Genomic DNA, 22,282 nt, shown 5'->3' on the forward strand with positions numbered 1-22,282 from the left:
TCAATCCAGCGCAAAACAGGTCTTTGACTCGTCGGCCGTCATGGCTGCCTCGGTCAGGCGCTTCAACAAAGCGGTCTCAGCTTTCTGCATTTCACCGTTGATGCCGTTGATCGTTGAAAGATAAGTCGCGCCAAACTCCACCTCGTTTCCAAAGACCGCATCCATCCGAGCTTGAAAAGGCGCAACCAGATCAGTGAACTGTTTGGCATGATGCCGTTGCAAAAAATCGACCCAGAACGATCGGCTGAGCATGTCATCCAGGAGTTCGTGCGAGAGCTCTGCGGCGAGGACTTTGATGCGTGCTATCTCCAGGTGACCAGCCGTCACGCCTGCAATTCGTGCATAGCGCATGTGCCTGGGTTGGCCGACCAGGTCAAGTTCTTCAGCCAGACCGGTGCGGTAGGCCAGTTCAACTTCCACCGGATCCGGCCTGGGGTTGGTCTGCCCAATATGTTCTTGGGCGAGCTTCGCAAGATAATCCTGGCGGAACAGGCGTCGCCCTAGACTCAATAACCGAGCGGCCTGATCATGGGAGTTAGCGGCCTGGCGAACCAACGTGTCAAGCTCGACTGCCACCTCAAGATTACTGAATATCGCTGCGGCGGCATCCTCGCAATTGGCATGCAGTGCGAGCTTGAACAATCGGGCGCGCAATTGCGAGTCAGCCTGAGCCGCATCGATGACACTCCAGACCCGTCGGGTCATGTCCTCGCGCAGAAAGCGGTTATCCGCCGAGTCTCCTACTGCTGCCAGCAAGTCAAAGAACTCTTTGGAACCGGGTTCGTTTTTCAGCGCCAGCCATGCTTGATTACGACTGGCATAGGTCACTTCACGCGAATCTGGCATCCACAGGTCTCGAGCCCTTATGTCATTGAACACCACGGTCTCATCGTCCAGCAGCCCCATACCGATGCCCGTATTGGTACGGTAAGCTTCCAGCTTCGTACGGCTCGCCGCGGATATCGGGTTGTACGCCAGGTTGATCGCTCGGGCGAATTGCCCATTGACCTGGAACAGCCAGTCGGGCAATTCCTGAATCTGGTTACCTTGCAGGTCCACGAAGTCCAGATACGGCAAACGGGAAAGCCCAACAGGCAGTTCCGTCGCGTGAGTATCGCGCAACAGCAGAGATTGCAGATTTAACATCTTGCTGACGTTAATCGTGGCCCCCAAACGATTACCGCTGAGCCCGAGCGTGCGTAGATTGAGCATGTCGGCCAGCTTGCGCAATGTATGTTCGGTCAGCTGTATCTGATTATTGTTCAGTCTCAATTGCTCAAGGTCAGGCATGTGCGACAACACCTCAGGCAATCGTGTTAGTTGATTGCGATCCAGCTCCAGGCTGACAAGGCCTTTGAACGGATTGAGGAAATACGCCAGCTCATCTCCAGCCTGCATATCCTTGATTGAAAGGCTGCGCACATGGGCAACATCCTGTTCTGTCAGCGTCGGCAACGAGCCCACTGGGTTGCGCTCCAGCGTAAGCGTTGTAAAAGGCTGGTCTTGTGGCCAATGCGAAGGTGGTACCCGGCGCCAGCAGTTTTCGATTGCACTGGCCACCAGTCGACGGTTGGCACGGATATCATTGAGGTTACCCGGCACCGTCTTCATTTGTACTTCATCGTTACACCAGGTATGCAGCACCCCGCGCAGTTTCTTCAGTTGCTGCCCCAGCGCCTTGATTTGATTCACCTTTAACATCTGGGTACTGCCGGCATTGTCGAGTAACGACGTAACCTGGGCATCGGTGAACAGTGGATAGAGTTTTTTGACTTTACGAATCAAGCCCCTTGCATAATGACTCGCGGCGGAAGGATCTGCCTGAACACAGGCTGCAAGGTGTTTCGGTGTCTCACTGCGTTCACCCCGTAGCACCCGCCCGGTACGCGCCGGATCGCCAGCGGCGGCCCTGAATATCCGTGAACGTAGCGTCGCGATTCCCGCATCGGAGTCAGTGAGACCCATGCGAGTGCGTTGGGTGCCAGGCAATGCATCAACTATCGCCTGAAGCAGAGTGTTGCTCGTCCGGGTGGAAGATATATTGCCGTTGCGGTGGGTGACCTTATAGCCGGTAGCGGTCTTGACGATTACCCCGCGTGACTGCGCATCTGTCTCCCCCACGCTGTCCAGCAAGGTGCCTGTCACTGATCCCTGTCGTACTTCAAGTCGATAGCCGTCATCCCAACCTTGCACCCGATCCATCAGACCAAGCGTCAGTTTGTCGGTGTCCGCATTGGCCAGATGCGGGAAATGCAATCCCGTGAGTGCACGGTCCTGCCTGATTGCTGCCCGTGCCTCACTGACCTGCTGCGCAAGATCCATTCCAGGGATCTTTCGATCACGCAGGAAGCTGCGATCCCTGCCAGAGGCATTTTCCAGCAACTCCTGACACACGCGGGTGGGAAGGTCAGCGGCGTGTTCGCGCAGTGTCGCAACGTCACCGGAGGCCGTACCGTCATAGGTGTTATACATCCAGTCTTGCAGCGGCCGGCGATTACTCTTGAGGCTTGTCGCGATCTTCTTTGCCAACAGCTGCGATTTCGATTCCGTGGTCGTGCGACCGAGGAGGCCCTCCACTTCTGTCGGATAGAGACCACTGATGACAGTCTCGAGCAGTTTCCCCGAATCCAGCTCCGACTGATTGACGAGCACGCTGTTGACGTCATCATCGGGTGGTGCTGTCTCGGGGAAGCGCGACACGACCAGGTCCGCCTCGCCGCGCACTTCCAGGAAGCGATCCTCCGGCCAGCCGGGCAGCTTCGGCAGTGTATGCAGTTGCTCTTGAATGAAGTCCTTGTTCGCGGTCTCTCCCCGGTCCATTGCCGCCACCATCGCAGTGATGCGCCGGTCAATCTTGAAGCGCTCGACACAATCATTCAGCCGCTGCGGTAACTTGAGGTTGCTTTCATGCAGCTGGTGCAACTTGTCAGGCGTCATGTCGGTGATGTTGGCAAGCGCTTCCAGATCATTGCCGAGCTCGCTTAGGCGCGGATTCGTGCGCCCCAACGCATAAGCACCGTCGCGCCACTCGTGCGCATGCTCATAGGTATGCCGCCAGCCACCTTCCACATTTCGCTCGACGGCAGGCTGAAATGCGTCAGTGCGCACAGGATGATTGATTGTCCATGCCGATTCCGCGGCGTTGCCGGTGACTCGATAGGGTGCTCCTTCCATGACGATCGACGTCTGTCCGGCATGCCGGTAAAGCCCTTGCGAATCAGGTTGCGCGTCGATTGGCAGACTCGTGGTCTGTTTATAGGACTCGAGGTTGGGCTTCCACAATCTTGCTTTACCATCAGTGCGAGTGACGGCCTCGAAACCGTCGAAAAATGCCGCCTGCTCCTTTGCGCCCCTACCGATAGCCGTCGCGATGATTTTTCCGCCGGCAGCAAACGCTGCCAGCTGCGCGACGTTTTCCACAACACTCAACAAATGTGTCAACGCCTCGGCCCGCTCGTCATGCGTCCAGTCAATCACACCTTCATACACCTCGATGACGATGTCGACGAGAGCCGTAGCCAGCATGAATTGGCCGATCACCGGTACGAAAAAACCAGCTGCGTTCAACAGCAGAAGTCCACCGTCGAGCAATGTCTGAAGGATTTTTTCCCGTTGTTGCTCATCGACGTCTGCAGTCGGTACGGCAAGGATTCGCGCGTCTTCTTGAGTTTTTTGGACAAATGCACTGAAGAAAAAATCGCCAAGGCAGGTGTCGGCGGGCGCGGCAGCGAGCGTGCCCACGTTCTTGCCCTTGTCAAACGAGGTAAAAAACCCGGTTTTATCGTGGCCGTGCAAGTACTGCTCGGCGAAAGACTTTCTGTAGCTTTTGCTTTGCAAATGGAGGGCAAGGTAGACCTTGAATTCATCCAGCGAGGCGTATTCATACAGCGGTCGTCGGGGTTCGTTCGGCATGTAAACAACACACCGGGCCTTCGGCTCGGTATCGATGGAGACTTTGGTAAATACCAGTGCTCCACAGATGCAGGTGTCATGAATCGTCAAGCCCTGCCAATGCACCGGCCCGCCATCAAACACTGCGCCCTTGGTTTGAGCCGCTGGGAGATCCTGATCGATCACACTCAGCAGCATCGTATAAACAGCGGGAGTGATGGTCTTTTGCAGGGAGGCCATGTGAAGGGCGACGCGCATGTCCAGCACTTTCAGCCGCCGGATATCCGCGACGCTGGCCCGATCATCGGCAAGCGCATCATTTGCGGGTTTGGCCGGCAATGCCAAGGCCTCGTCGATATGGCGCTGATAGCGGGCACCCAGGTCGAGTTCACGACAGAGTGCGGCGAATTTTTCAGGGGTTGTTTCAGCGTCTGATGAGACCTGTTTATTGATGCGTATTACCGAGTCCGCTGGAAAGCCGCCGCTGCTTGCTTCCCCAGCGGTAAAGTTTTCCATGGCCGCCTGGAGCAGGCTACGTGATGTGGTGGTTTTCAGATCAGGGGACCCGAAGGCCGGGAGCACGCCTGTGGACGTGTACAGTGTTGTCGTGATGTCCAGCATGTCGCGCTCGACATCGAAATCGATCGTCCATTTACCCTTGAGGAACACCGCCAGTTGCTCTTTGCAGAACTCGTCCAACGGCTTGAGCTTTTTAAGCGCCTCTGTGACCTGGCCTTGGGCAACAAAAGACTGCTCGAACGTGGCCTTCAAAGCCTGCACCATGTTCAGGTCTGCAGTCGCCAACCATTGTGGGATAGACGCTTGCAACACTTGCGCCTTGTCCAGATCGCCTGTGTGTTCCAACAACGCCTCGAGACGTTGTGCCGCTGTCATTGGTACCGCCACAGGGGCGGTTTCGGAAACTGTAGCCGGCATGAGCAATATCCTTATTGCGTTAAGAGACGCTCAGTTTAGGAAGCCCGTCAGGCAATTGATAATTCGAATACCGGGTCGATTTGCAATCCATCCAAGCAGCTACTTCCATGCATCCCATCAATAATTACCGCCACGGCCAACAGCATTTCTGCCGTGCCTGCCATTCATCCGGCAATTCCTGCTTATAACGTATCGTTCTAAAACTCCCACTACCGAGGCGGGTCAGTTTCTGAGTACCCGCTGTTTTGGCGCGGTATCGATTGAACCTCCCCAACGGAAAAACCGGTAAGGAATTTATGTGCGGATTAGCTGGCGAGTTACGTTTTGACAATCAACCTGCAGACCTTGCAGCCATTGAGCGAATCACCCATCACCTGGCACCTCGAGGCCCTGACGCCTGGGGCTTTCACAGCCAGGGGCCAATTGCCCTTGGCCATCGTCGCCTGAAAATCATGGACCTGTCGGACGGATCGGCGCAGCCGATGGTCGACAATCAACTGGGCCTGTCCCTGGCCTTCAACGGCGCGATCTATAACTACCCGGAACTGCGCACCGAGCTCGAAAGCCTCGGTTACGCCTTCTATTCCGGCGGCGACACCGAAGTGCTGCTCAAGGGCTATCACGCCTGGGGCGAAGCGCTGTTGCCCAAGCTCAACGGCATGTTTGCCTTCGCTATCTGGGAACGCGACGCCAAGCGCCTGTTCATCGCCCGTGACCGTCTCGGCGTGAAGCCGCTGTACCTGTCGCGCACCGGCCAGCGCCTGCGCTTTGCCTCGGCGTTGCCTGCGTTGCTCAAGGGCGGCGACATCAACCCGATCCTCGATCCGGTGGCGCTCAATCATTACCTGAATTTCCACGCCGTGGTCCCGGCACCGCGCACATTGCTGGCCGGCATCGAAAAACTGCCACCGGCGACCTGGATGCGCATTGAAGCGGATGGCCGTACCGAGCAGAAAACCTGGTGGACCCTGCCCTACGGCCCACACGAAGATGAGCAGGATCTGACCCTCGAGGACTGGCGTGACCGTGTGCTCGACAGTACGCGCGACGCGGTGGCCATCCGCCAACGTGCAGCGGTCGATGTCGGCGTGCTGCTTTCCGGCGGCGTCGATTCAAGCATGCTGGTCGGGCTGTTGAGGGAAGTCGGCGTGGAAAACCTGTCGACCTTCTCCATCGGCTTCCAGGACGCCGGTGGCGAGCGCGGCGACGAGTTCCAGTACTCGGACCTCATCGCCAAGCACTACGGCACCCATCACCACCAACTGCGCATCGACGAAAACGAGATCATCGAACAACTGCCCGCCGCTTTCCGCGCCATGAGCGAGCCGATGGTCAGTCACGACTGCATCGCGTTCTACTTGTTGTCCAGAGAAGTGGCCAAGCATTGCAAAGTGGTGCAGAGCGGCCAGGGTGCGGACGAACTGTTCGCCGGTTACCACTGGTATCCGCAGGTCGACGGCGCCAGCGATCCGTACGCGGCCTATCGTGAAGCGTTTTTCGACCGCAGTTACGACGACTACGCCGCCACCGTGCAGCCGAAATGGCTGACGGCCAATGACGCTGCTGGCGACTTCGTGAAGGAACATTTCGCACAGCCCGGTGCCGACGCGGCGGTGGACAAAGCCCTACGCCTGGACAGCACCGTGATGCTGGTGGACGACCCGGTCAAGCGCGTCGACAACATGACCATGGCCTGGGGCCTGGAAGCGCGCACACCGTTTCTCGACTATCGCCTGGTGGAATTGTCAGCGCGGGTGCCGGGCAAATTCAAACTGCCCGACGGTGGCAAACAAGTCCTCAAGGAAGCGGCGCGCCTGGTGATTCCAAGTGAAGTGATCGACCGCAAGAAGGGTTACTTCCCGGTACCCGGACTCAAGCATTTGCAGGGAGACACGCTGAACTGGGTGCGCGAACTGCTGCTCGATCCGAGCCAGGATCGCGGCCTGTTCAACCCCGCCATGCTCGACCGCCTGCTGACTGACCCGCAAGGTCAATTGACGCCATTGCGCGGCTCCAAGTTGTGGCAACTGGCGGCCCTGAACCTGTGGCTCAGCGAACAAGGAATCTGACCGATGAAACCTCACGCCACGGCTATCAGTCAGCGCTTGTTACGCGGTCAGGCGCCCTCCTACGAACGCTTGCAGGCGCGTCTGGCCGAAGACGGCAGCACACTGGGCACCGAGCCGATTGCAGTGCATTGCGGCTGGGGCCGGTTGCTGATCGGCCATACCTTCGCCGATGCCGCCAGCCTGGCCCGGGAGTTGCTCAACGAGCGGCCCGGCGAACGCGATATCGCCCTCTACGTCGCCGCACCCCAGCAAGTGTTGGGGCTGGAGCCGACCCAACTGTTCCTCGATCCGTCCGACACCTTGCGCCTGTGGTTCAGCGATTACCGTCAGGCCACCCGGGTGTTCCGCGGCTTTCGCATCCGCCGCGCCCAGAGCGACGCCGACTGGAACGCCATCAATCAGCTTTACCACGCACGTGGCATGCTGCCGATCGATGCCTGCTTGCTGACCCCCAGACATCAGGGCGGTCCGGTGTACTGGCTGGCGGAAGACGAGGACAGCGGCGCGGTCATCGGCAGCGTCATGGGCCTCGATCATCACAAGGCCTTCAACGATCCGGAAAACGGCAGCAGCCTGTGGTGCCTGGCGGTCGATCCGCGCTGTTCGCGGCCCGGCGTCGGTGAGGTGCTGGTACGGCATCTGATTGAACACTTCATGAGTCGCGGGCTGAGTTACCTTGATCTGTCGGTGTTGCACGACAATCGCCAGGCGAAAAACCTTTACGCCAAGCTCGGTTTCCGCAACCTCTCGACGTTCGCCATCAAGCGCAAGAACAGCATCAACCAGTCGTTGTTTCTCGGCCCGGGTCCTGAAGCGGCGTTCAATCCGTACGCGCGGATCATCGTCGAAGAAGCGCACCGTCGTGGCATCGATGTTCAGGTCGATGATGCCGAAGCCGGCATGTTCACCCTCAGCCATGGCGGACGCCGGGTACGTTGTCGCGAGTCCCTCAGCGACCTGACCAGCGCCATCAGCATGAGCCTGTGCCAGGACAAAAGCCTGACCCACAAAGTACTCAAATCCGCCGGATTGAACCTGCCCGCGCAGCAACTGGCGGGTAACGCCGATGACAACCTGGCGTTTCTCGACGAGCACCATCGGGTGGTGGTCAAACCGCTGGACGGTGAACAAGGGCACGGCGTGGCGGTAGATTTGCAAACCATCGAAGACGTCCAGGAAGCCATCGAAGCAGCCCGCCAATTCGACAGCCGCGTGCTGCTGGAAAGCTTCCACGAAGGCCTCGACCTGCGGATTCTGGTGATCGGCTTCGAAGTGGTCGCCGCGGCGATTCGTCGACCGGCCGAGGTGGTGGGCGATGGCCAGCACTCCATCGGCGCGCTGATCGAAGCCCAGAGTCGACGGCGCCAGGCAGCTACAGGCGGCGAAAGCAAGATTCCGCTGGACCATGAGACCGAGCGCACCGTGCACGCGGCGGGTTACGACTACGACAGCATTTTGCCGGCTGGCGAGCACCTGTTCGTGCGGCGTACGGCGAACCTTCATACCGGCGGGATTCTCGAAGACGTCACCGCGATCCTGCACCCGACGCTGGTGGATGCTGCGGTGCGCGCGGCGCGGGCGCTGGATATTCCCATGGTCGGACTCGACCTGATGGTGTCTGCCGCCGATCAACCGCAGTACGTGTTTATCGAAGCCAACGAGCGCGCCGGACTGGCCAACCATGAGCCACAGCCGACGGCCGAGCGGTTTGTGGATTTGTTGTTCCCGCATAGTCAGCCGGCCGTGTAGTCCCCGATCGTTCCCACGCTCTGCGTGGGAATGCAGCCCGGGACGCTCCGCGTCCCTCAAGAGCCGAACGCAGAGCGTCCGTTGAGGCATTCCTTTGCTGCGCGTGGGAACGATCCCTCAACCAATCAGGAGTTTCCATGACTCGCCAATACCCAGAACCAGATCTGACTTACCTGCAAAAAGTCCTGCTGGAAATGCTCGCCATTCCCAGCCCCACCGGCTTCACCGACACCATCGTGCGTTACGTCGCCGAACGGCTGGAAGAGCTGGGCATTCCCTTCGAAATGACCCGCCGCGGCACCATCCGCGCCACCCTCAAGGGCAAGAAAAACAGCCCGGACCGTGCCGTTTCCGCCCACCTGGACACCATTGGCGCCGCCGTGCGCGCCATCAAGGACAACGGGCGCCTGACGCTGGCCCCCGTGGGTTGCTGGTCCAGCCGTTTTGCCGAGGGCAGCCGCGTCAGCCTGTTTACCGACAACGGCGTGATCCGCGGCAGTGTGCTGCCCTTGATGGCCTCCGGGCACGCGTTCAACACCGCCGTGGATGAAATGCCGATCAGTTGGGATCACATCGAATTGCGCCTGGATGCCTATTGCGCAACCCGCGCCGATTGTGACTCGCTAGGCATCAGCATCGGTGATTTCGTCGCCTTCGATCCGTTGCCGGAGTTCACCGAAAGCGGCCACATCAGCGCCCGTCACCTGGACGACAAGGCCGGCGTCGCGGCGTTGCTGGCAGCGTTGAAAGCGATCGTCGACAGCGGCGAGGAGCTGGCGATCGATTGTCATCCGCTGTTCACCATCACCGAGGAAACCGGCAGTGGCGCCGCGGCGGCGTTGCCCTGGGACGTCAGTGAATTCGTCGGCATCGACATCGCGCCCGTCGCGCCCGGCCAGCACTCCAGCGAGCACGCGGTGAGCATTGCGATGCAGGATTCCGGCGGGCCGTATGACTATCACTTGTCGCGGCACCTGCTGCGCCTGGCCAGTGACAACGAGTTGCCGGTACGCCGCGACCTGTTCCGCTACTACTTCAGCGACGCTCACTCGGCGGTTACCGCCGGCCATGACATCCGCACCGCCCTGCTCGCCTTCGGCTGCGACGCCACCCACGGCTACGAACGCACCCACATCGACAGTCTCGCCGCCCTCAGTCGCCTGCTCGGCGCCTACATCCTCAGCCCGCCGGTGTTCGCCAGCGACGCGCAACCGGCCAAGGGTTCGCTGGACCGGTTCAGTCATCAGATCGAACACGAGACGCAGATGGAAAGCGACACGCGGGTGCCGTCGGTGGACAGCCTGGTGGGACAGCGATCCAATAGCTGAGTCAGGTATTTTCGTCGATTGATCTAACGCCTTCGCGAGCAGGCTCGCTCCCACAGGAGTAGGCGGTAAACTGTGGGAGCGAGCCTGCTCGCGAAGAGGCCGGATCAAACAATGCAAACCCGTAGGCTAGCGGCGACCTCCCGTTCACCGTAGCATCGCGCCATTGTTTAGCCGAGGTACCTATGCTGATTCCCCACGACCAACTTGAAGTCGATACCCTGACCCGCCTGATCGAAGATTTCGTGACCCGCGACGGTACCGACAATGGCGATGACACGCCGCTGGAGACCCGTGTATTGCGTGTTCGCCAGGCATTGACCAAGGGCCAGGCCCTGATTGTCTTCGATCCGGAGAGCGAGCAATGCCAGTTGATGCTCAAGCATGACGTGCCCAAGCATCTATTCGACTGATTTTTTGTCTCGCGTCAGCTTGCGCTGGATTCGCTCGTAGACTTCGCTACGGTGCACGTTGACATGGTTCGGGGCTTCGATGCCGAAGCGCACGTTGCCGCCATTGACGGCAAGAATGCGCACCGAAATGGTATCGCCGATGGAAATCAATTCGCCGACTACACGACTCAGTACAAGCATGGCTTTGGTCCTTCAGGGTTACCGGACCTTGAAGATGCCCGGTGCACGGCGGGCCTACAAGGCAGCCACGGTAATCCAGACCAAACCTACAACCACAGGATTGCCTTGCTGAAGGAAATGCCTGACACGCCGCTTCAATCAAGGGCCGATTCGTCAGGACGCCGAGAAGCGCGGGCCGAACAGGATAATGCTTGCCCCGATTACGCACAGCGCCACGCCGAGCCAGTCGGAGCCCAGTGGCCGAATCCGCTCGACCACCGCCAGCCAGCCAATCGAAGCAATGATGTAGATACCGCCGTAAGCGGCATAGGCACGGCCTGCGTAAGTCGCCTCTATTCGCGTCAGCAACAACGCGAACAACGTCAGGCTGAGTAACGCCGGCACCACCCACCAGACACTTTTACCCTGGCGCAACCACATCCAGAAGGCGAAGCAACCGGCGATTTCGAACAACGCGGCGAGGAAAAACCACAGGTAATTGAGCATGCGAACGTCTCGCGAGGATGGCCGATGGCGGCCACCCTAACGAGGCTGTTCCGTGCGGGCAAGTTCAGCTTGCGGATTGTTTGGCCTTGGCGCGCATCTTGTCGGCCATCAAGGTCATTTCGTTATAGAGCAGTTGCGGGTTCTTCTGCTTCAGCGCCCAGGCCATGCGGCCCTGTTCGTGGGGCAGGATCATGAACTCGCCGGCGGCGACCTGCTGGTAGATATAGTCGGCAATATCGGCGGCACTGATGGGCGAACTTTCCAGCAACTTACCAACCTGGGCTTTCATCGCCGGGGTCGGGCCGCGGAATGAGTCCAGCAGATTGGTCTGGAAGAACGATGGGCACACCACATGCACGCCGACTTCCTGATGCGCGAGTTCGATCAGCAGGCTTTCGGACAACGCCACCACGCCGGCCTTGGCCACGTTGTAGTTGCTCATGGCCGGGCCCTGCATCAAAGCCGCCATCGACGCGATGTTGATGATCTTGCCCTTGCTCTTCTCCAGCAACGGCAGGAAGGCCTTGCAGCCCTTGACCACGCCCATGAGGTTGATTGCGATCTGCCAGTCCCAGTCTTCCAGGGACAGTTCGCTGAAGAACCCGCCAGAGGCCACGCCCGCGTTGTTGACGATGACGTCGATGCCGCCGAATTTCACTTCGCAAGCCTGTGCGAAGGCGGTCAACTGGCTGTAATCACGCACGTCACAGCGCTGGATAAACCCGTCACCCCCGGCTTCTCGCACCAGCTTCAGGGTTTCCTGCAGGCCGGACTCACTGACGTCCGACAAGGCCAGTTGCCAGCCCTCGCGCGCCCAGCGCAGCGCGATTTCGCGACCCAGGCCGGAGCCCGCGCCAGTGATCATCATGCGATTTTGCATAGCAAACAGCCTTGTTGTTCCGGGGAAGATGCGTCGAGTGTAGCGAAGGATATTGGCCGTCCCACGCTCTATCAGATTGCTGAATGCCCCAAGCAAACCCCGGACGCGGGCTCAAGCAACTAACGCAACAGCAGACGGAATAGGGAATAGTTCTAAAAGCAGCAAAAAAACTTGGAATTTTTTGTCCTGCGTTGCGGTCGGATTTTTTAAGCAGCTAGAATAAATGACATTCCCGCTGACTGATAACGGCTAGGTCATTCCTAATACTTACAGCAAGGAAACAGACATGGGCACAATTCTTCTGATCATTCTGATCCTGTTACTGATCGGTGGTCTACCGGTCTTCCCGCACTCCAGAAGTTGGGGTTATGGCCCGTCCGGTATCATCGGCGTGGTGTTGGTGGTGATACTCATCCTGTTGTTGCTCGGCAAGATATGAAGTTCTGACCGGTAAAAAAAGAGGCCCTTCAAGGGCCTCTTTTTTATTGCATCGCTATTTTCTCGGTCTTGCCAGTTTAGTCCGGCTTGCCGTCGACCACACCGGCGGTGTTGTCGATCAGGCTCTTGGTCGCCGTTTGCAGGAACGCTTCGAGCTTGGTTTTAAGCTCAGCGGTACGCGGTGCATCCGGTACGACCACGGCACGCGGCGTAGCGCCCAGTTCGTACTGGTACATCTTCGGTGCCATGTCCTTGTCCTTCGGCAAAACCAGAATCTGGTCCGCTGTGATGATCGCGGTGGTCTGCTCGCTGCCCGAGGGCTTTATCACGCCAAAACCGGTATCGCCTTCAGGCAGGTTGAGCAAGTCGCGGCCCCAGCACTGATGACGCACTTCGCCACCGATCCGGCCCATGATGGTCGGCACGATGTCGACTTGAGTGCCAACGGTGTGGTTGAGCGTGCCGAATTTTTCCTGGATGCCCGGTGCAATCAGCAGCATCGGTACGTTGAAGCGGCCCAGGTCCATTTCAGTGATCTGGCGCTCGTTGCCGAAACCGTGGTCGCCGACCACGACAAACAGGGTTTCCTTGAAGTAAGGCTCCTTGCGCGCCTTCTCGAAGAATTGACCCAGCGCCCAATCGGAGTAGCGCATGGCAGTCATATGTTCGTTCAGGCTGCCACGATCGGTTACGCGCTCGACCGGCAATGGGGTCGGCAACGCATAGGGCGTGTGGTTGGACAAGGTTTGCAGCAAGGCATAGAAGGGTTTCTTGTCCTTGCCATCGCGGGCTTTGAGCTCCACCAGGCCACGATCGAACATGTCCTGGTCGGACACACCCCAGGTCGGATCGGAGAACACCGGGTTTACGAAGTCGTTACGTCCGATGAAGTTGGTCATGCCCTGGTTGCTGAAGAAACCCGACTGGTTGTCCCAGGCGAAATCGCCGTTGTAGACATACACATCGTCGTACTCACGAGCGCTGAGCAACTGTGGCAGGCCGGACAGTTTGTGGCTGCCTTCCGGGGTCTGCATCAGGTATTCGAAACCTGGCAGGTTCGGGAAGCAGGCCATAGTGGCGAACATGCCCTGGTGGGTGTGGGTACCGTTGGAGAAGAAGCGGTCGAACAGCAGGCCTTCCTTCGACAGCTTGTCGAGGTACGGCGTGATGTTGCCCGGTGCGCCCAGTGCACCCACCGAGTGACCGGCCATGCTTTCCATCAGGATCACGACGACGTTCTTGATCGGCAAGGTCTTGTCCGCTGGCGGCATGTAGTCGCGACGCACTGCGGCGGTCTCGCCATCCACCAGTTTGTCGTCCTTCATCACCAGCAGGTCGCGCACGGTCTGTTGTGCCATCGGTTGAGGCAACGTGGCCTTCCAGATGTTATCGCGATCTTCGGACATCCGGCTCTTCGCCGCAGCCACCAGGGACAGGGTACCGTTGAGGCCCAACTGGTTGGCGAAGTTGGAATCGGTGGTGTAGACATCACCCCAACGCATGGGCGGGCCTTGACGCAAGGTACCGCGGGCCGCGACCACGCAGATCAGCAGGCACACCACGAACACCATGGCGCGCGAGTACCAAGGGGCAACCTGCCGGGTACTGATACTGCCGCCGCTGAAAGGGCCACGAGGACGCGTGGCGCGGTCGGCGCCCTTGAACGCGAGGCTCAGGAGCCAGGTACCTACAGCCCAGGCCAGCAGGTAGCGAACCACCGGAAAACCGTACCAGAGCATGCTCATCACGGTTTTCGGGTCTTCCTTCACATACTGGAAGACCAACCCGTTGAGGCGCTGGTGGAATTCACGGTAGAAGTCCATCTCCATCAGGCCCAGGAATAGCGCGATGCTGGAGGTCACCGTCAGCCACAGGCGGAAAATCCCGCGCGCCGCCATGGCCCGGGCGCTGAACAGCGCCAGTACCAGTGGAACGCTCAGGTAGACCACCAGGCGCAGGTCGAAACGCAGGCCATTGGCGAATGCTTCGAGAAAGGTCGCGGCCGGTGTATCGAGGATCATTTCGCGGTTGTAGACCAGCAGCGCGACGCGCAGCGCGGAAAACATCACCATCATGACCAGAGCGCACAACAGCGTGTAGGCCAGATGCGATTTGACGGTCGGTTGCAGCAAGCGACTCGATGCTCGCTTCTGACTCAGGGCGTCCGGGATTGCCATGTCGTTTTTAGGACCCATTGGAAGTTGAAGTTTCGAAAATACAGCTGCGCCCTGCCCTCTGTTGGCCAGACTCGGCCCCGGGGTTTTGCGCGGAGCGCAAATGTTGCACGATCAATCGCGGCATTGCCATTGATTACTGTTCGTCGATGGCGGCGCGGGGGGATTGTCTTGGAGGCTTTGTGAAAATTTTGTGCAACGAATATTCGGAAACACATTAAATGTTTCTGTAGGAGCGATGCTTGCTCGCGATGGAGGCCAAAGTTAACGTGGGGTATTTGATACCCCGCGGCGCTCTCAGGTTTTTCGCGAGCATGCTCGCTCCTACAGGGAATAGGTGGCACCCGCTTTTATTTCTCGGCCAGAGCCTTCAGGTTTTTCAAGGTATTGAACGGCGCATCAACCACGAACTTGTTGGCCACCATCGATGGCACGCTACCACCCGGCTCGGTATGCACCTGATAGGTCACTTCAACCTGATCGCCCTTGGGTACGAACTTCCAGAACCCATCGACCTTGGCGACCCGGACAAAGCCCTTTTCTTCAGGAAGGTATTTCGGCACGCCCTCGAGCTTGCGCGTCAGGCTGCCATCGGCGGCTGCGATCGTGGTGATATGCAGCACCGAATCACGCGGCGTGACTGGCCATGGCGTATTGAACTGGGTGTAGGTCCAGCTCTGATCGCCTTCGTGCTTGAGCAACTTCTGGGTCTTGCACTCGTGAATCCAGGCGCAGGCGCCGACCACGTCTTCCTGCAGCGCGCGCAGTTTGGCCACGGTGGTCTTCATCAGGGTGACGCCCTGATAGGCCTTGTAGTCGGAGCCGGCCACTTCACTCAGGGAGATCTTGATGCCGTCTTCGTTCCTGGCGACTTTCCAGTCCTCGGCCTGGGCGACCGAAGTGGCCAGTACAGCCGTCAAACCACACAGCACAGCAATACGATGCAGCGAACCCATAATCTTATTCCTTATTGTTGAAGTTCCGTTCGTTGGGCGAGCCCACACATCACGCGGCTGTCATTTGCTCCCACCATCCAATCAACCGGATAGCCTCTTCGCTGCTGTCGCCACACACCTCGACGTCAGCCTCGAACGCCGAACACACCGCCGGGCGCTCGGGTTTACCGAAAATGTTGCACAGGTTTTCGGCAGACAGTTGCAGGCAACGTTCCCCGGCGGCTTTGCCATGGGGCATACCGGGAATCGGTGAACTGATGGAAGGGGCAATGCAGCAGGCGCCACAGCCCTCACGGCATTTCATGACGAAAAGCTCCTCGCGACGAGCAATGTGTTAAAGGACGGGGCACAGAGTAACCGCTAAAACAGTTGTTTTAAATTACCCTTGCCTGGGTATTTACCTGCAAACGGGCGTGACCGGCCAGTCTCCGACAAAGCGTCTGGCTGGCAGGTCAGCTAAAGGCGGAATTTACCGCTTGAACTCGAATTCCAGTGCAGCGCCCTCGACTTCACGGCGCTCTTCGTTACGCATTTGCAACTGCATTTCGTTGTTGATCAGCCTGCCGTTGAGCTGGAACTGGCTGTTTTTGTCACCGAACATTTGCGGCAAAACCGGTTCGCGCTTGGGCAATGGAACGGTACCGACCGGTTTCAGCTCTTCAACCATGTCCTTGGGCAGACTCAAATCCAGGTCGGCTGAAGGTACTGGGGTTTTCACCACCTCGCTGGCCGGTTTTGACTTGGAGCCAATCGGTGGGCGCTTTTTTACCGCGGCTGGCTTTTTGACCGGTGCGGTTTTTTTCGGGGTTGCCTTGGCATCGCTGGCGGTGGGTTTTTCCTGCACGGATTCGGCCTTCACGGACGCCGGCTGAACACTCACTAACAGGCAGATCAACAGCCAGACGACAGGTAAAATCGGCTTCATGTACCCAACGATGCAAACGGCGAAAACGACAGAGGTGCATATGCTCGCCTGTTGCGCGCCCCGTGACAAGCACGGACAGAAACCGCCCCGTCAAAAGCCGCCGGTCATCTCCTGGCAGAGCTGGGTGGCAAGCATGCCCAAGGTCATCAGCGCACGTTCAGCTTCGCGGTTCCACGGGATCCCGCAATTGAGCCGGATGCAGTGATTGAACTGCTCGGTGTTACTGAAAATCAGCCCCGGCGCGATACTGATGCCCTGCTGCAACGCTCGTACATGCAGCTCCTGGGTGTTTACCCGTCCCGGCAGACTCACCCACAAAATGAAACCGCCGGTAGGCCGGGTCATCTGCGTGCCTTCGGGGAAATACTGCTGCACCGCCAGCTGGAAAGCGCTGAGATTCTTGCGGTACTCCTGGCGGATGTAACGCAAATGGCGGTCGTAACCACCGTTTTCCAGATAGGCGGCAATGCCCATCTGCGTGACGCTGCAGGCCGAATGGGTACTGAAGGTCTGCAAGCGCTGGATCTCCTGCTGGTACTTGCCGGCAATCATCCAGCCGATCCGCACCCCCGGCGACAGGGTCTTGGAGAAGCTCGAGCAATAGATCACCCGATCCAGCCGGTCATAGGCCTTGAGCGATTTGGTGCGGCCCTGCTCAAACATCAGCTCGCCGTAGATATCGTCTTCGACTATCTGGATGTCAAAGTCCGACGCCAGGCGCAGCAGCTGCTTCTGCCGCTCTTCAGGCATGGTGCCGCCTAACGGATTGCTCAGGCGAGTGGTCAGCACCAGCGCCTTGATCGACCACTGGTTGGCCGCCAATTGCAGGGCCTCGAGGCTCATGCCGGTGGACGGGTCGCTAGGGATTTCGATGACCTTGAGGCCCAAGAGATCGGCCAGCTGCAGCAAACCGTAGTAAGTCGGTGACTCGGCCGCTATCAGGTCACCGGGGCGGGTCAGCACCCGCAGAGACATCTGCAAGGCGTCGACGCAGCCGTGGGTGATCACCACTTCCGAAGGGTCGACCACCACGCCGGCATCGCGCATGCGGATCGCCACCTGTCGGCGCAACGGTTCGAAACCGGGGCTGAACATGTAGCTGAAAGCCCGCGGGCTATGGAACCGGGTGACTTTGGCCAATTGCTGATGCAGGGCCCGCACCGGCAAATAATCGACGCTGGGCACCGCGGCACCCAGCGGAAAAACGCCTTCGCGGCGGGATTCGACCAACACCTGCTGAATGATACTGCTGCGGGTGACCAGGCCTGGACGTTCGACCCGGGCGATGTCCGGGGTCGGCGCAGTCAACGCCGGTGTCTGGTGCACGTAGTAACCGGACTGCGGCCGCGCACGGATCAGCCCCTGATCTTCAAGGTTGGCATACGCCTGCAGCACCGTGGCATGGCTGACGTTGAGCTGCGAACTCATCTTGCGCACCGAAGGCACGCGCTCTCCCGGTTGATAGACGCCACGGCGGATGTCTTCGGCCAGTTGCTGAGCAATACGTTGGTAGAGCAAGAGGTTGGTCATGACGCAGCACTCGATTTCACGGGCATTTTATTCTTGTGTGAAACAATACCGGAACAGTTTAGAAGTGTACTGGGACAGTTGCCACAATAGTCGACAGAACAGTGCAGTGTCAGCAAAAACTGTACTGTTTTTTCGCAGAACGCGACCTGATTGGCAGGCGAAAAAAACCCGGCGCTGTCTGGCAGGCCGGGCTTTCCAGCGACGCTACCCTTTAGCGGGCAGCGCCGAGCTGGCCTTTTTCGTCGGAGAACACAATTTCCACCCGACGGTTCTGCGCCCGGCCCCGTTCGGAGGCATTCGCGTCGACCGGGTACTCATCGCCATACCCTTCAACCCGGATACGTTTATCGTCGATGCCCAGGTCCATCAGCACATCCGCCACCGATTGCGCTCGGTCACGGGACAGCTTGAGGTTTTCCTGCTTGCCCCCGGTACTGTCGGCGTAGCCTTCGATGCGCACCACGCGCTTGGGGTTGAGCTGCAGGAACTGCACAATCTTCAGCACCACGCGGTTGGCCGAGTTTTTCAGCTCTGCTTCGCCGGTGTCGAACAGCACATCGCCCAGGGTCATCACCAGACCACGGTCGGTCTGGGTGGTGGCCAGTGCAAGGATCTGCTCTTCCAGCCATTTGCCTTGCTGCTGCACGCTGAGCAACTTGGATTCGCGCAAGGCCAGTTGCAGGCGCTGGCGTTCCAGCTCGAGTTTGGCTGCGCGCTCTTCGTTGAGCACCTGATTAGTGTGTTGCCTGGCGATTTCGCTGTAGCGCTGGCTCAGGTAGGCGTAATGCACCACATCCGAGCCGCTGCCCCAATAGCTGGACAAACGGTCGGCGCGGGCCAGGGACTCACCGGCGCGAATCACGTCCTTGGGGGCGATGCGCAGCACGTTGGAGTCTTCCTTGACCTTCTGGAAGTCGGCGCCCGCCTGTTGCAGCGCTGCTTCGCCTTGCTGGCCGGCGCAGCCGACGAGGCTGACAGTACCTGCCAGGATCAAAGCGCCGAGAACGTTGGATTTGAGGCTCATTGGGCAGCTCCCAACTGCTTTTGCAGGCGGGCTATGCGGGTATTGAGCACGTTCAGTTGTTCTTCACTCTTGAGGGTCAGGACCCGGGCTTCGGCCAGGCGCGCGTCCAGCTCGGCCTGCTCGGCGCGCATCCGCGCATTTCTGAAAGACTGGTCAGCCATGCTGCCCTTGGCCCGGTTGTACTTGTCTTCGGCCAGTTTCATTTCAGGCACTTCGTCGGCAGTGGCACCCACGGCACGGGCTTGCTCGACGGCCTGTGCGGTCAGGCGCATTTGTTCATTCGGCGCCGGATCGGCTGCACAACCCGCCAGAGCCAGAACGGCCAGGGCAGCGAAAAGAGGTCGAATACTCACTAAAAATCCCTACTGTTTTGGGGTACTGACAGGTTTCTTCTGCCGTTGAGAAAGTCGAGCGTTCCAGCGCTCGATATTGCGCAACAGCATGGCCTCCGTCAGTCCGGACGCGGGCAATTCTGTCATCTTTTTGGCCAACTGTCCGCGCAACCACGGATCGTTGCAGGAGGAGTTGTGGGAAATCGCCAGAAACAGTCCCGGTTTGTCGACCGGTTGCGCGCGGGCCACCAGGTCATTGGCCATACCCAGTGTCTGTGCCATTGCCATGCCGGAGTAGCGCCCTGCCAAGACAAATTCCACCTCGCCCAAGAGCAATTTCTGAAAGGCCTGGGTCAGGTTTGGCGTACGGGTAAGGGTTAGTTGCTGCTCGGCGAAAGTGGCGAATTGCGCGGTCAATCGAGACTTTTCCGACAACGCGCCGGGATGACCATGCAGGTCCTGGACTTCGTTGTAGACCAGCGACGAATCCTTGCGGGTCCACACCAGATAATCGTTTTCCAGCAACGGTGGATGAATGTAGTCCAGGGATTCGAGCTCAGCGACCGTCAGCGGCGCATCGGCCAGCATGTCCATGCGCCCGCTGCGCACTTCGTCCAAGGCCTGAGAGCGTTTGCCGGCGTAGAGCAATTCGACCTTGATCCCCAACTGCCCTGCTACCTGCTGCAACAAATCGGCACTGGCGCCGATCAGGTGCTTGGGATTTTGCGGGTCTTGCCACAGGTACGGTGGCGCATCGGGGCTGCCGGTGACCACCAGGCGTTCGCACTTGCCGGCGGCATTGGACAGCGCCGGGAATACCGTCAGCCCCAATAGCAATGACCAGCCACACACGCGGCGCAGATCCATGGCAAATCACCCCCGTTCAAACCCGGTTATTTCGAAACCAAAAAAAAGCCCGACCAAAAGGTCGGGCTCTTTATAAGTGAAGCAGCCGGATTAGACCAGCTTCTCCAGCTCAGGGATGGCTTCGAACAGGTCCGCCACCAGGCCGTAATCGGCCACCTGGAAGATCGGCGCTTCTTCGTCCTTGTTGATCGCAACGATCACTTTAGAGTCTTTCATGCCGGCCAGGTGCTGAATCGCGCCGGAGATACCGACGGCGATGTACAGCTGTGGAGCAACGATCTTGCCGGTCTGACCGACCTGCATGTCGTTGGGTACGAAACCTGCGTCGACCGCGGCGCGGGAAGCACCGACGGCAGCGCCCAGCTTGTCGGCCAGGGCGTACAGGTGTTTGAAGTTGTCGCCGTTCTGCATGCCACGGCCGCCGGAAACGACGATCTTGGCAGCGGTCAGTTCCGGACGATCGGACTTGGCCAGTTCTTCGCCAACGAAGCTGGAGATTGCAGCGTCGTGAGCAGCAGCAACGGATTCAACCGAAGCGGAACCGCCTTCAGCGGCAACCGGGTCGAAACCGGTGGCACGCACGGTGATCACTTTGACCGCAGCGTTCGATTGAACGGTAGCGATGGCGTTACCGGCGTAGATTGGGCGCTTGAAGGTGTCAGCGCTTTCTACCGAGATGATCTCGGAGATCTGGTCAACGTCCAGTGCAGCGGCAACGCGCGGCAGGATGTTTTTGCCGTTGGAAGTGGCGGCAGCCAGGATGTGGCTGTAGCCCTTGCCCAACTCTGCTACCAGCGGCGCAACGTTTTCCGGCAGTTGGTGAGCGTAGGCGGCGTTGTCAGCCACCAGCACTTTAGTCACGCCAGCGATTTTCGCAGCGGCTTCAGCCACGGCGCCAACACCCTGGCCTGCAACCAGAACGTGGATGTCACCACCGATTTTGGCGGCAGCAGCAACGGTGTTCAGCGTGGCCGGGGCCACTACTTTGTTGTCGTGTTCAGCAATAACCAAGATAGTCATTTAGATTACCTTCGCTTCGTTTTTCAGTTTCTCGACCAGTTCAGCCACCGACTTGACCTTGATACCCGCGCTGCGTGCAGCTGGCGCTTCGACTTTCACGGTCTTGTTGGTGGAGGCGGTGGAAACGCCCAAAGCGTCCGGAGTCAGCACTTCGAGAGGCTTCTTCTTGGCTTTCATGATGTTTGGCAGAGACGCGTAGCGCGGCTCGTTCAAACGCAGGTCGGTGGTGACGATGGCCGGCAGTTTCAGGGAAACCGTCTGCGCGCCGCCGTCGACTTCGCGAGTCACGGCGACGCTGTCGCCGCTGATTTCGACTTTCGAAGCAAACGTGCCCTGACCGTAGCCGCTCAGTGCAGCCAACATCTGGCCGGTCTGGTTGTTGTCGCTGTCGATGGCTTGTTTGCCAAGGATCACCAGCTGAGGCTGTTCCTTGTCGACAACGGCTTTCAACAGTTTGGCAACGGCCAGGGAAGTCAGGTCTTCGGCGGACTCGACGAGGATGGCGCGGTCGGCACCCAGAGCCAGCGCGGTGCGCAGTTGCTCTTGAGCGGTGGACGGGCCGACGGAGACGACGACGATTTCAGTCGCAACACCTTTCTCTTTCAGGCGTACGGCTTCTTCCACGGCGATCTCGCAGAACGGGTTCATCGACATCTTGACGTTGGCAAGATCGACGCCGGAATTGTCCGCCTTGACGCGGACCTTGACGTTGTAATCCACAACGCGTTTGACAGCTACAAGAACCTTCATGGATTCCTCGTTACTCTCCGGTGAAAAGAAAATCGCCTAGGCGAACCTGGCGGATAATGCTCATCGGGCGCAAGGGCACCTCCAAAAACGCCGGCAAAGGTGTCAAGTGACCATCGCTCATGATGCTGATGACCGTTCGTCAGGAGTGACTAACGGGTCATTCAATATCGCGACGTGTAAACTGCGCGCCAAAGCCGCGCGGCGCATCACCTTCTACTGCCATCGCCCTGTCTTTAGAGGTGCTCTTGAAACCAACAGTCAGCCTACGGCGAGCGCAAAACCGCCCGTATCTTGACCGGAACACCTATTCCGGTCAATACGCCAAAATAGCCGTTCA

At 58.9% G+C, this 22,282-nt stretch carries 19 protein-coding genes; 5 read left to right on the forward strand and 14 right to left on the reverse strand.

Annotated elements, in window-relative coordinates; all coding sequences use genetic code 11:
- On the reverse strand, positions 1-4,827 hold the full coding sequence (locus ACA054_RS24875; protein WP_497686625.1) for an NEL-type E3 ubiquitin ligase domain-containing protein: 4,827 nt from the start codon (positions 4,825-4,827) through the stop codon (positions 1-3).
- A 296-nt stretch (positions 4,828-5,123) separates the two neighbouring features.
- Between ACA054_RS24875 and ACA054_RS24880 the strand changes: the two genes are divergently transcribed.
- The 4 genes from ACA054_RS24880 (at position 5,124) to ACA054_RS24895 (ending at position 10,383) form a co-directional block, all read left to right on the forward strand.
- A complete protein-coding gene (locus tag ACA054_RS24880; protein ID WP_497686626.1) occupies positions 5,124-6,896 on the forward strand; it encodes an N-acetylglutaminylglutamine amidotransferase in 1,773 nt (590 codons plus the stop codon).
- 3 nt (positions 6,897-6,899) lie between these two features.
- Positions 6,900-8,645 carry an N-acetylglutaminylglutamine synthetase gene (gene ngg / locus ACA054_RS24885; protein ID WP_497686627.1) on the forward strand — a complete coding sequence of 582 codons (1,746 nt, stop codon included), beginning with the start codon at positions 6,900-6,902 and terminating at the stop codon, positions 8,643-8,645.
- Positions 8,646-8,782: 137 nt separating this feature from the next.
- On the forward strand, positions 8,783-9,973 hold the full coding sequence (locus ACA054_RS24890; protein ID WP_497686628.1) for an osmoprotectant NAGGN system M42 family peptidase: 1,191 nt from the start codon (positions 8,783-8,785) through the stop codon (positions 9,971-9,973).
- 182 nt (positions 9,974-10,155) lie between these two features.
- On the forward strand, positions 10,156-10,383 hold the full coding sequence (locus ACA054_RS24895; protein WP_003199186.1) for a YheU family protein: 228 nt from the start codon (positions 10,156-10,158) through the stop codon (positions 10,381-10,383).
- Here the strand turns inward: ACA054_RS24895 and csrA are convergent.
- From csrA to ACA054_RS24910, 3 genes are all read right to left on the reverse strand, one after another.
- On the reverse strand, positions 10,372-10,563 hold the full coding sequence (csrA, locus tag ACA054_RS24900; RefSeq protein WP_497686629.1) for a carbon storage regulator CsrA: 192 nt from the start codon (positions 10,561-10,563) through the stop codon (positions 10,372-10,374). The genes ACA054_RS24895 and csrA overlap by 12 nt on opposite strands.
- Positions 10,564-10,716: 153 nt before the next feature.
- On the reverse strand, positions 10,717-11,049 hold the full coding sequence (locus ACA054_RS24905) for a YnfA family protein (RefSeq protein WP_497686630.1): 333 nt from the start codon (positions 11,047-11,049) through the stop codon (positions 10,717-10,719).
- A 64-nt stretch (positions 11,050-11,113) separates the two neighbouring features.
- A complete protein-coding gene (locus ACA054_RS24910) occupies positions 11,114-11,929 on the reverse strand; it encodes an SDR family oxidoreductase (protein WP_497686631.1) in 816 nt (271 codons plus the stop codon).
- 286 nt (positions 11,930-12,215) lie between these two features.
- Between ACA054_RS24910 and ACA054_RS24915 the strand changes: the two genes are divergently transcribed.
- Positions 12,216-12,368, forward strand: a complete 153-nt coding sequence (locus ACA054_RS24915; RefSeq protein ID WP_008060837.1) for a DUF3309 family protein — start codon at positions 12,216-12,218, stop codon at positions 12,366-12,368.
- A 76-nt stretch (positions 12,369-12,444) separates the two neighbouring features.
- Here the strand turns inward: ACA054_RS24915 and ACA054_RS24920 are convergent, their stop codons facing one another.
- The 10 genes from ACA054_RS24920 to ACA054_RS24965 form a co-directional block, all read right to left on the reverse strand.
- Positions 12,445-14,544 carry an LTA synthase family protein gene (locus ACA054_RS24920; protein WP_497686632.1) on the reverse strand — a complete coding sequence of 700 codons (2,100 nt, stop codon included), beginning with the start codon at positions 14,542-14,544 and terminating at the stop codon, positions 12,445-12,447.
- 347 nt (positions 14,545-14,891) lie between these two features.
- Positions 14,892-15,497, reverse strand: a complete 606-nt coding sequence (locus tag ACA054_RS24925; protein ID WP_497686633.1) for an START domain-containing protein — start codon at positions 15,495-15,497, stop codon at positions 14,892-14,894.
- Between the two features lie 49 nt (positions 15,498-15,546).
- Complete coding sequence (locus tag ACA054_RS24930) at positions 15,547-15,801, reverse strand: YkgJ family cysteine cluster protein (protein ID WP_497686634.1); 255 nt, start codon at positions 15,799-15,801, stop codon at positions 15,547-15,549.
- Positions 15,802-15,966: 165 nt separating this feature from the next.
- Complete coding sequence (locus ACA054_RS24935) at positions 15,967-16,422, reverse strand: translation initiation factor 2 (RefSeq protein ID WP_497686635.1); 456 nt, start codon at positions 16,420-16,422, stop codon at positions 15,967-15,969.
- Positions 16,423-16,512: 90 nt separating this feature from the next.
- The gene (locus tag ACA054_RS24940) at positions 16,513-17,952 is read right to left on the reverse strand and encodes an aminotransferase-like domain-containing protein (RefSeq protein WP_432668509.1); all 1,440 of its coding nucleotides are present in this window, start codon (positions 17,950-17,952) and stop codon (positions 16,513-16,515) included.
- A gap of 211 nt (positions 17,953-18,163) precedes the next feature.
- On the reverse strand, positions 18,164-18,976 hold the full coding sequence (locus ACA054_RS24945) for an OmpA family protein (RefSeq protein ID WP_497686636.1): 813 nt from the start codon (positions 18,974-18,976) through the stop codon (positions 18,164-18,166).
- Positions 18,973-19,329, reverse strand: coding sequence for a DUF4398 domain-containing protein (locus tag ACA054_RS24950; protein WP_008060823.1), 357 nt, complete (start codon positions 19,327-19,329; stop codon positions 18,973-18,975). The genes ACA054_RS24945 and ACA054_RS24950 overlap by 4 nt, the downstream gene beginning before the upstream one ends.
- A 9-nt stretch (positions 19,330-19,338) precedes the next feature.
- The gene (locus ACA054_RS24955) at positions 19,339-20,175 is read right to left on the reverse strand and encodes a substrate-binding periplasmic protein (RefSeq protein WP_497686637.1); all 837 of its coding nucleotides are present in this window, start codon (positions 20,173-20,175) and stop codon (positions 19,339-19,341) included.
- A 90-nt stretch (positions 20,176-20,265) separates the two neighbouring features.
- Complete coding sequence (locus ACA054_RS24960; RefSeq protein ID WP_497686638.1) at positions 20,266-21,195, reverse strand: electron transfer flavoprotein subunit alpha/FixB family protein; 930 nt, start codon at positions 21,193-21,195, stop codon at positions 20,266-20,268.
- A complete protein-coding gene (locus ACA054_RS24965; RefSeq protein ID WP_007945693.1) occupies positions 21,196-21,945 on the reverse strand; it encodes an electron transfer flavoprotein subunit beta/FixA family protein in 750 nt (249 codons plus the stop codon).
- Positions 21,946-22,282: the final 337 nt, after the last annotated feature.

The organism is Pseudomonas sp. LBUM1653, assembly GCF_059716115.1.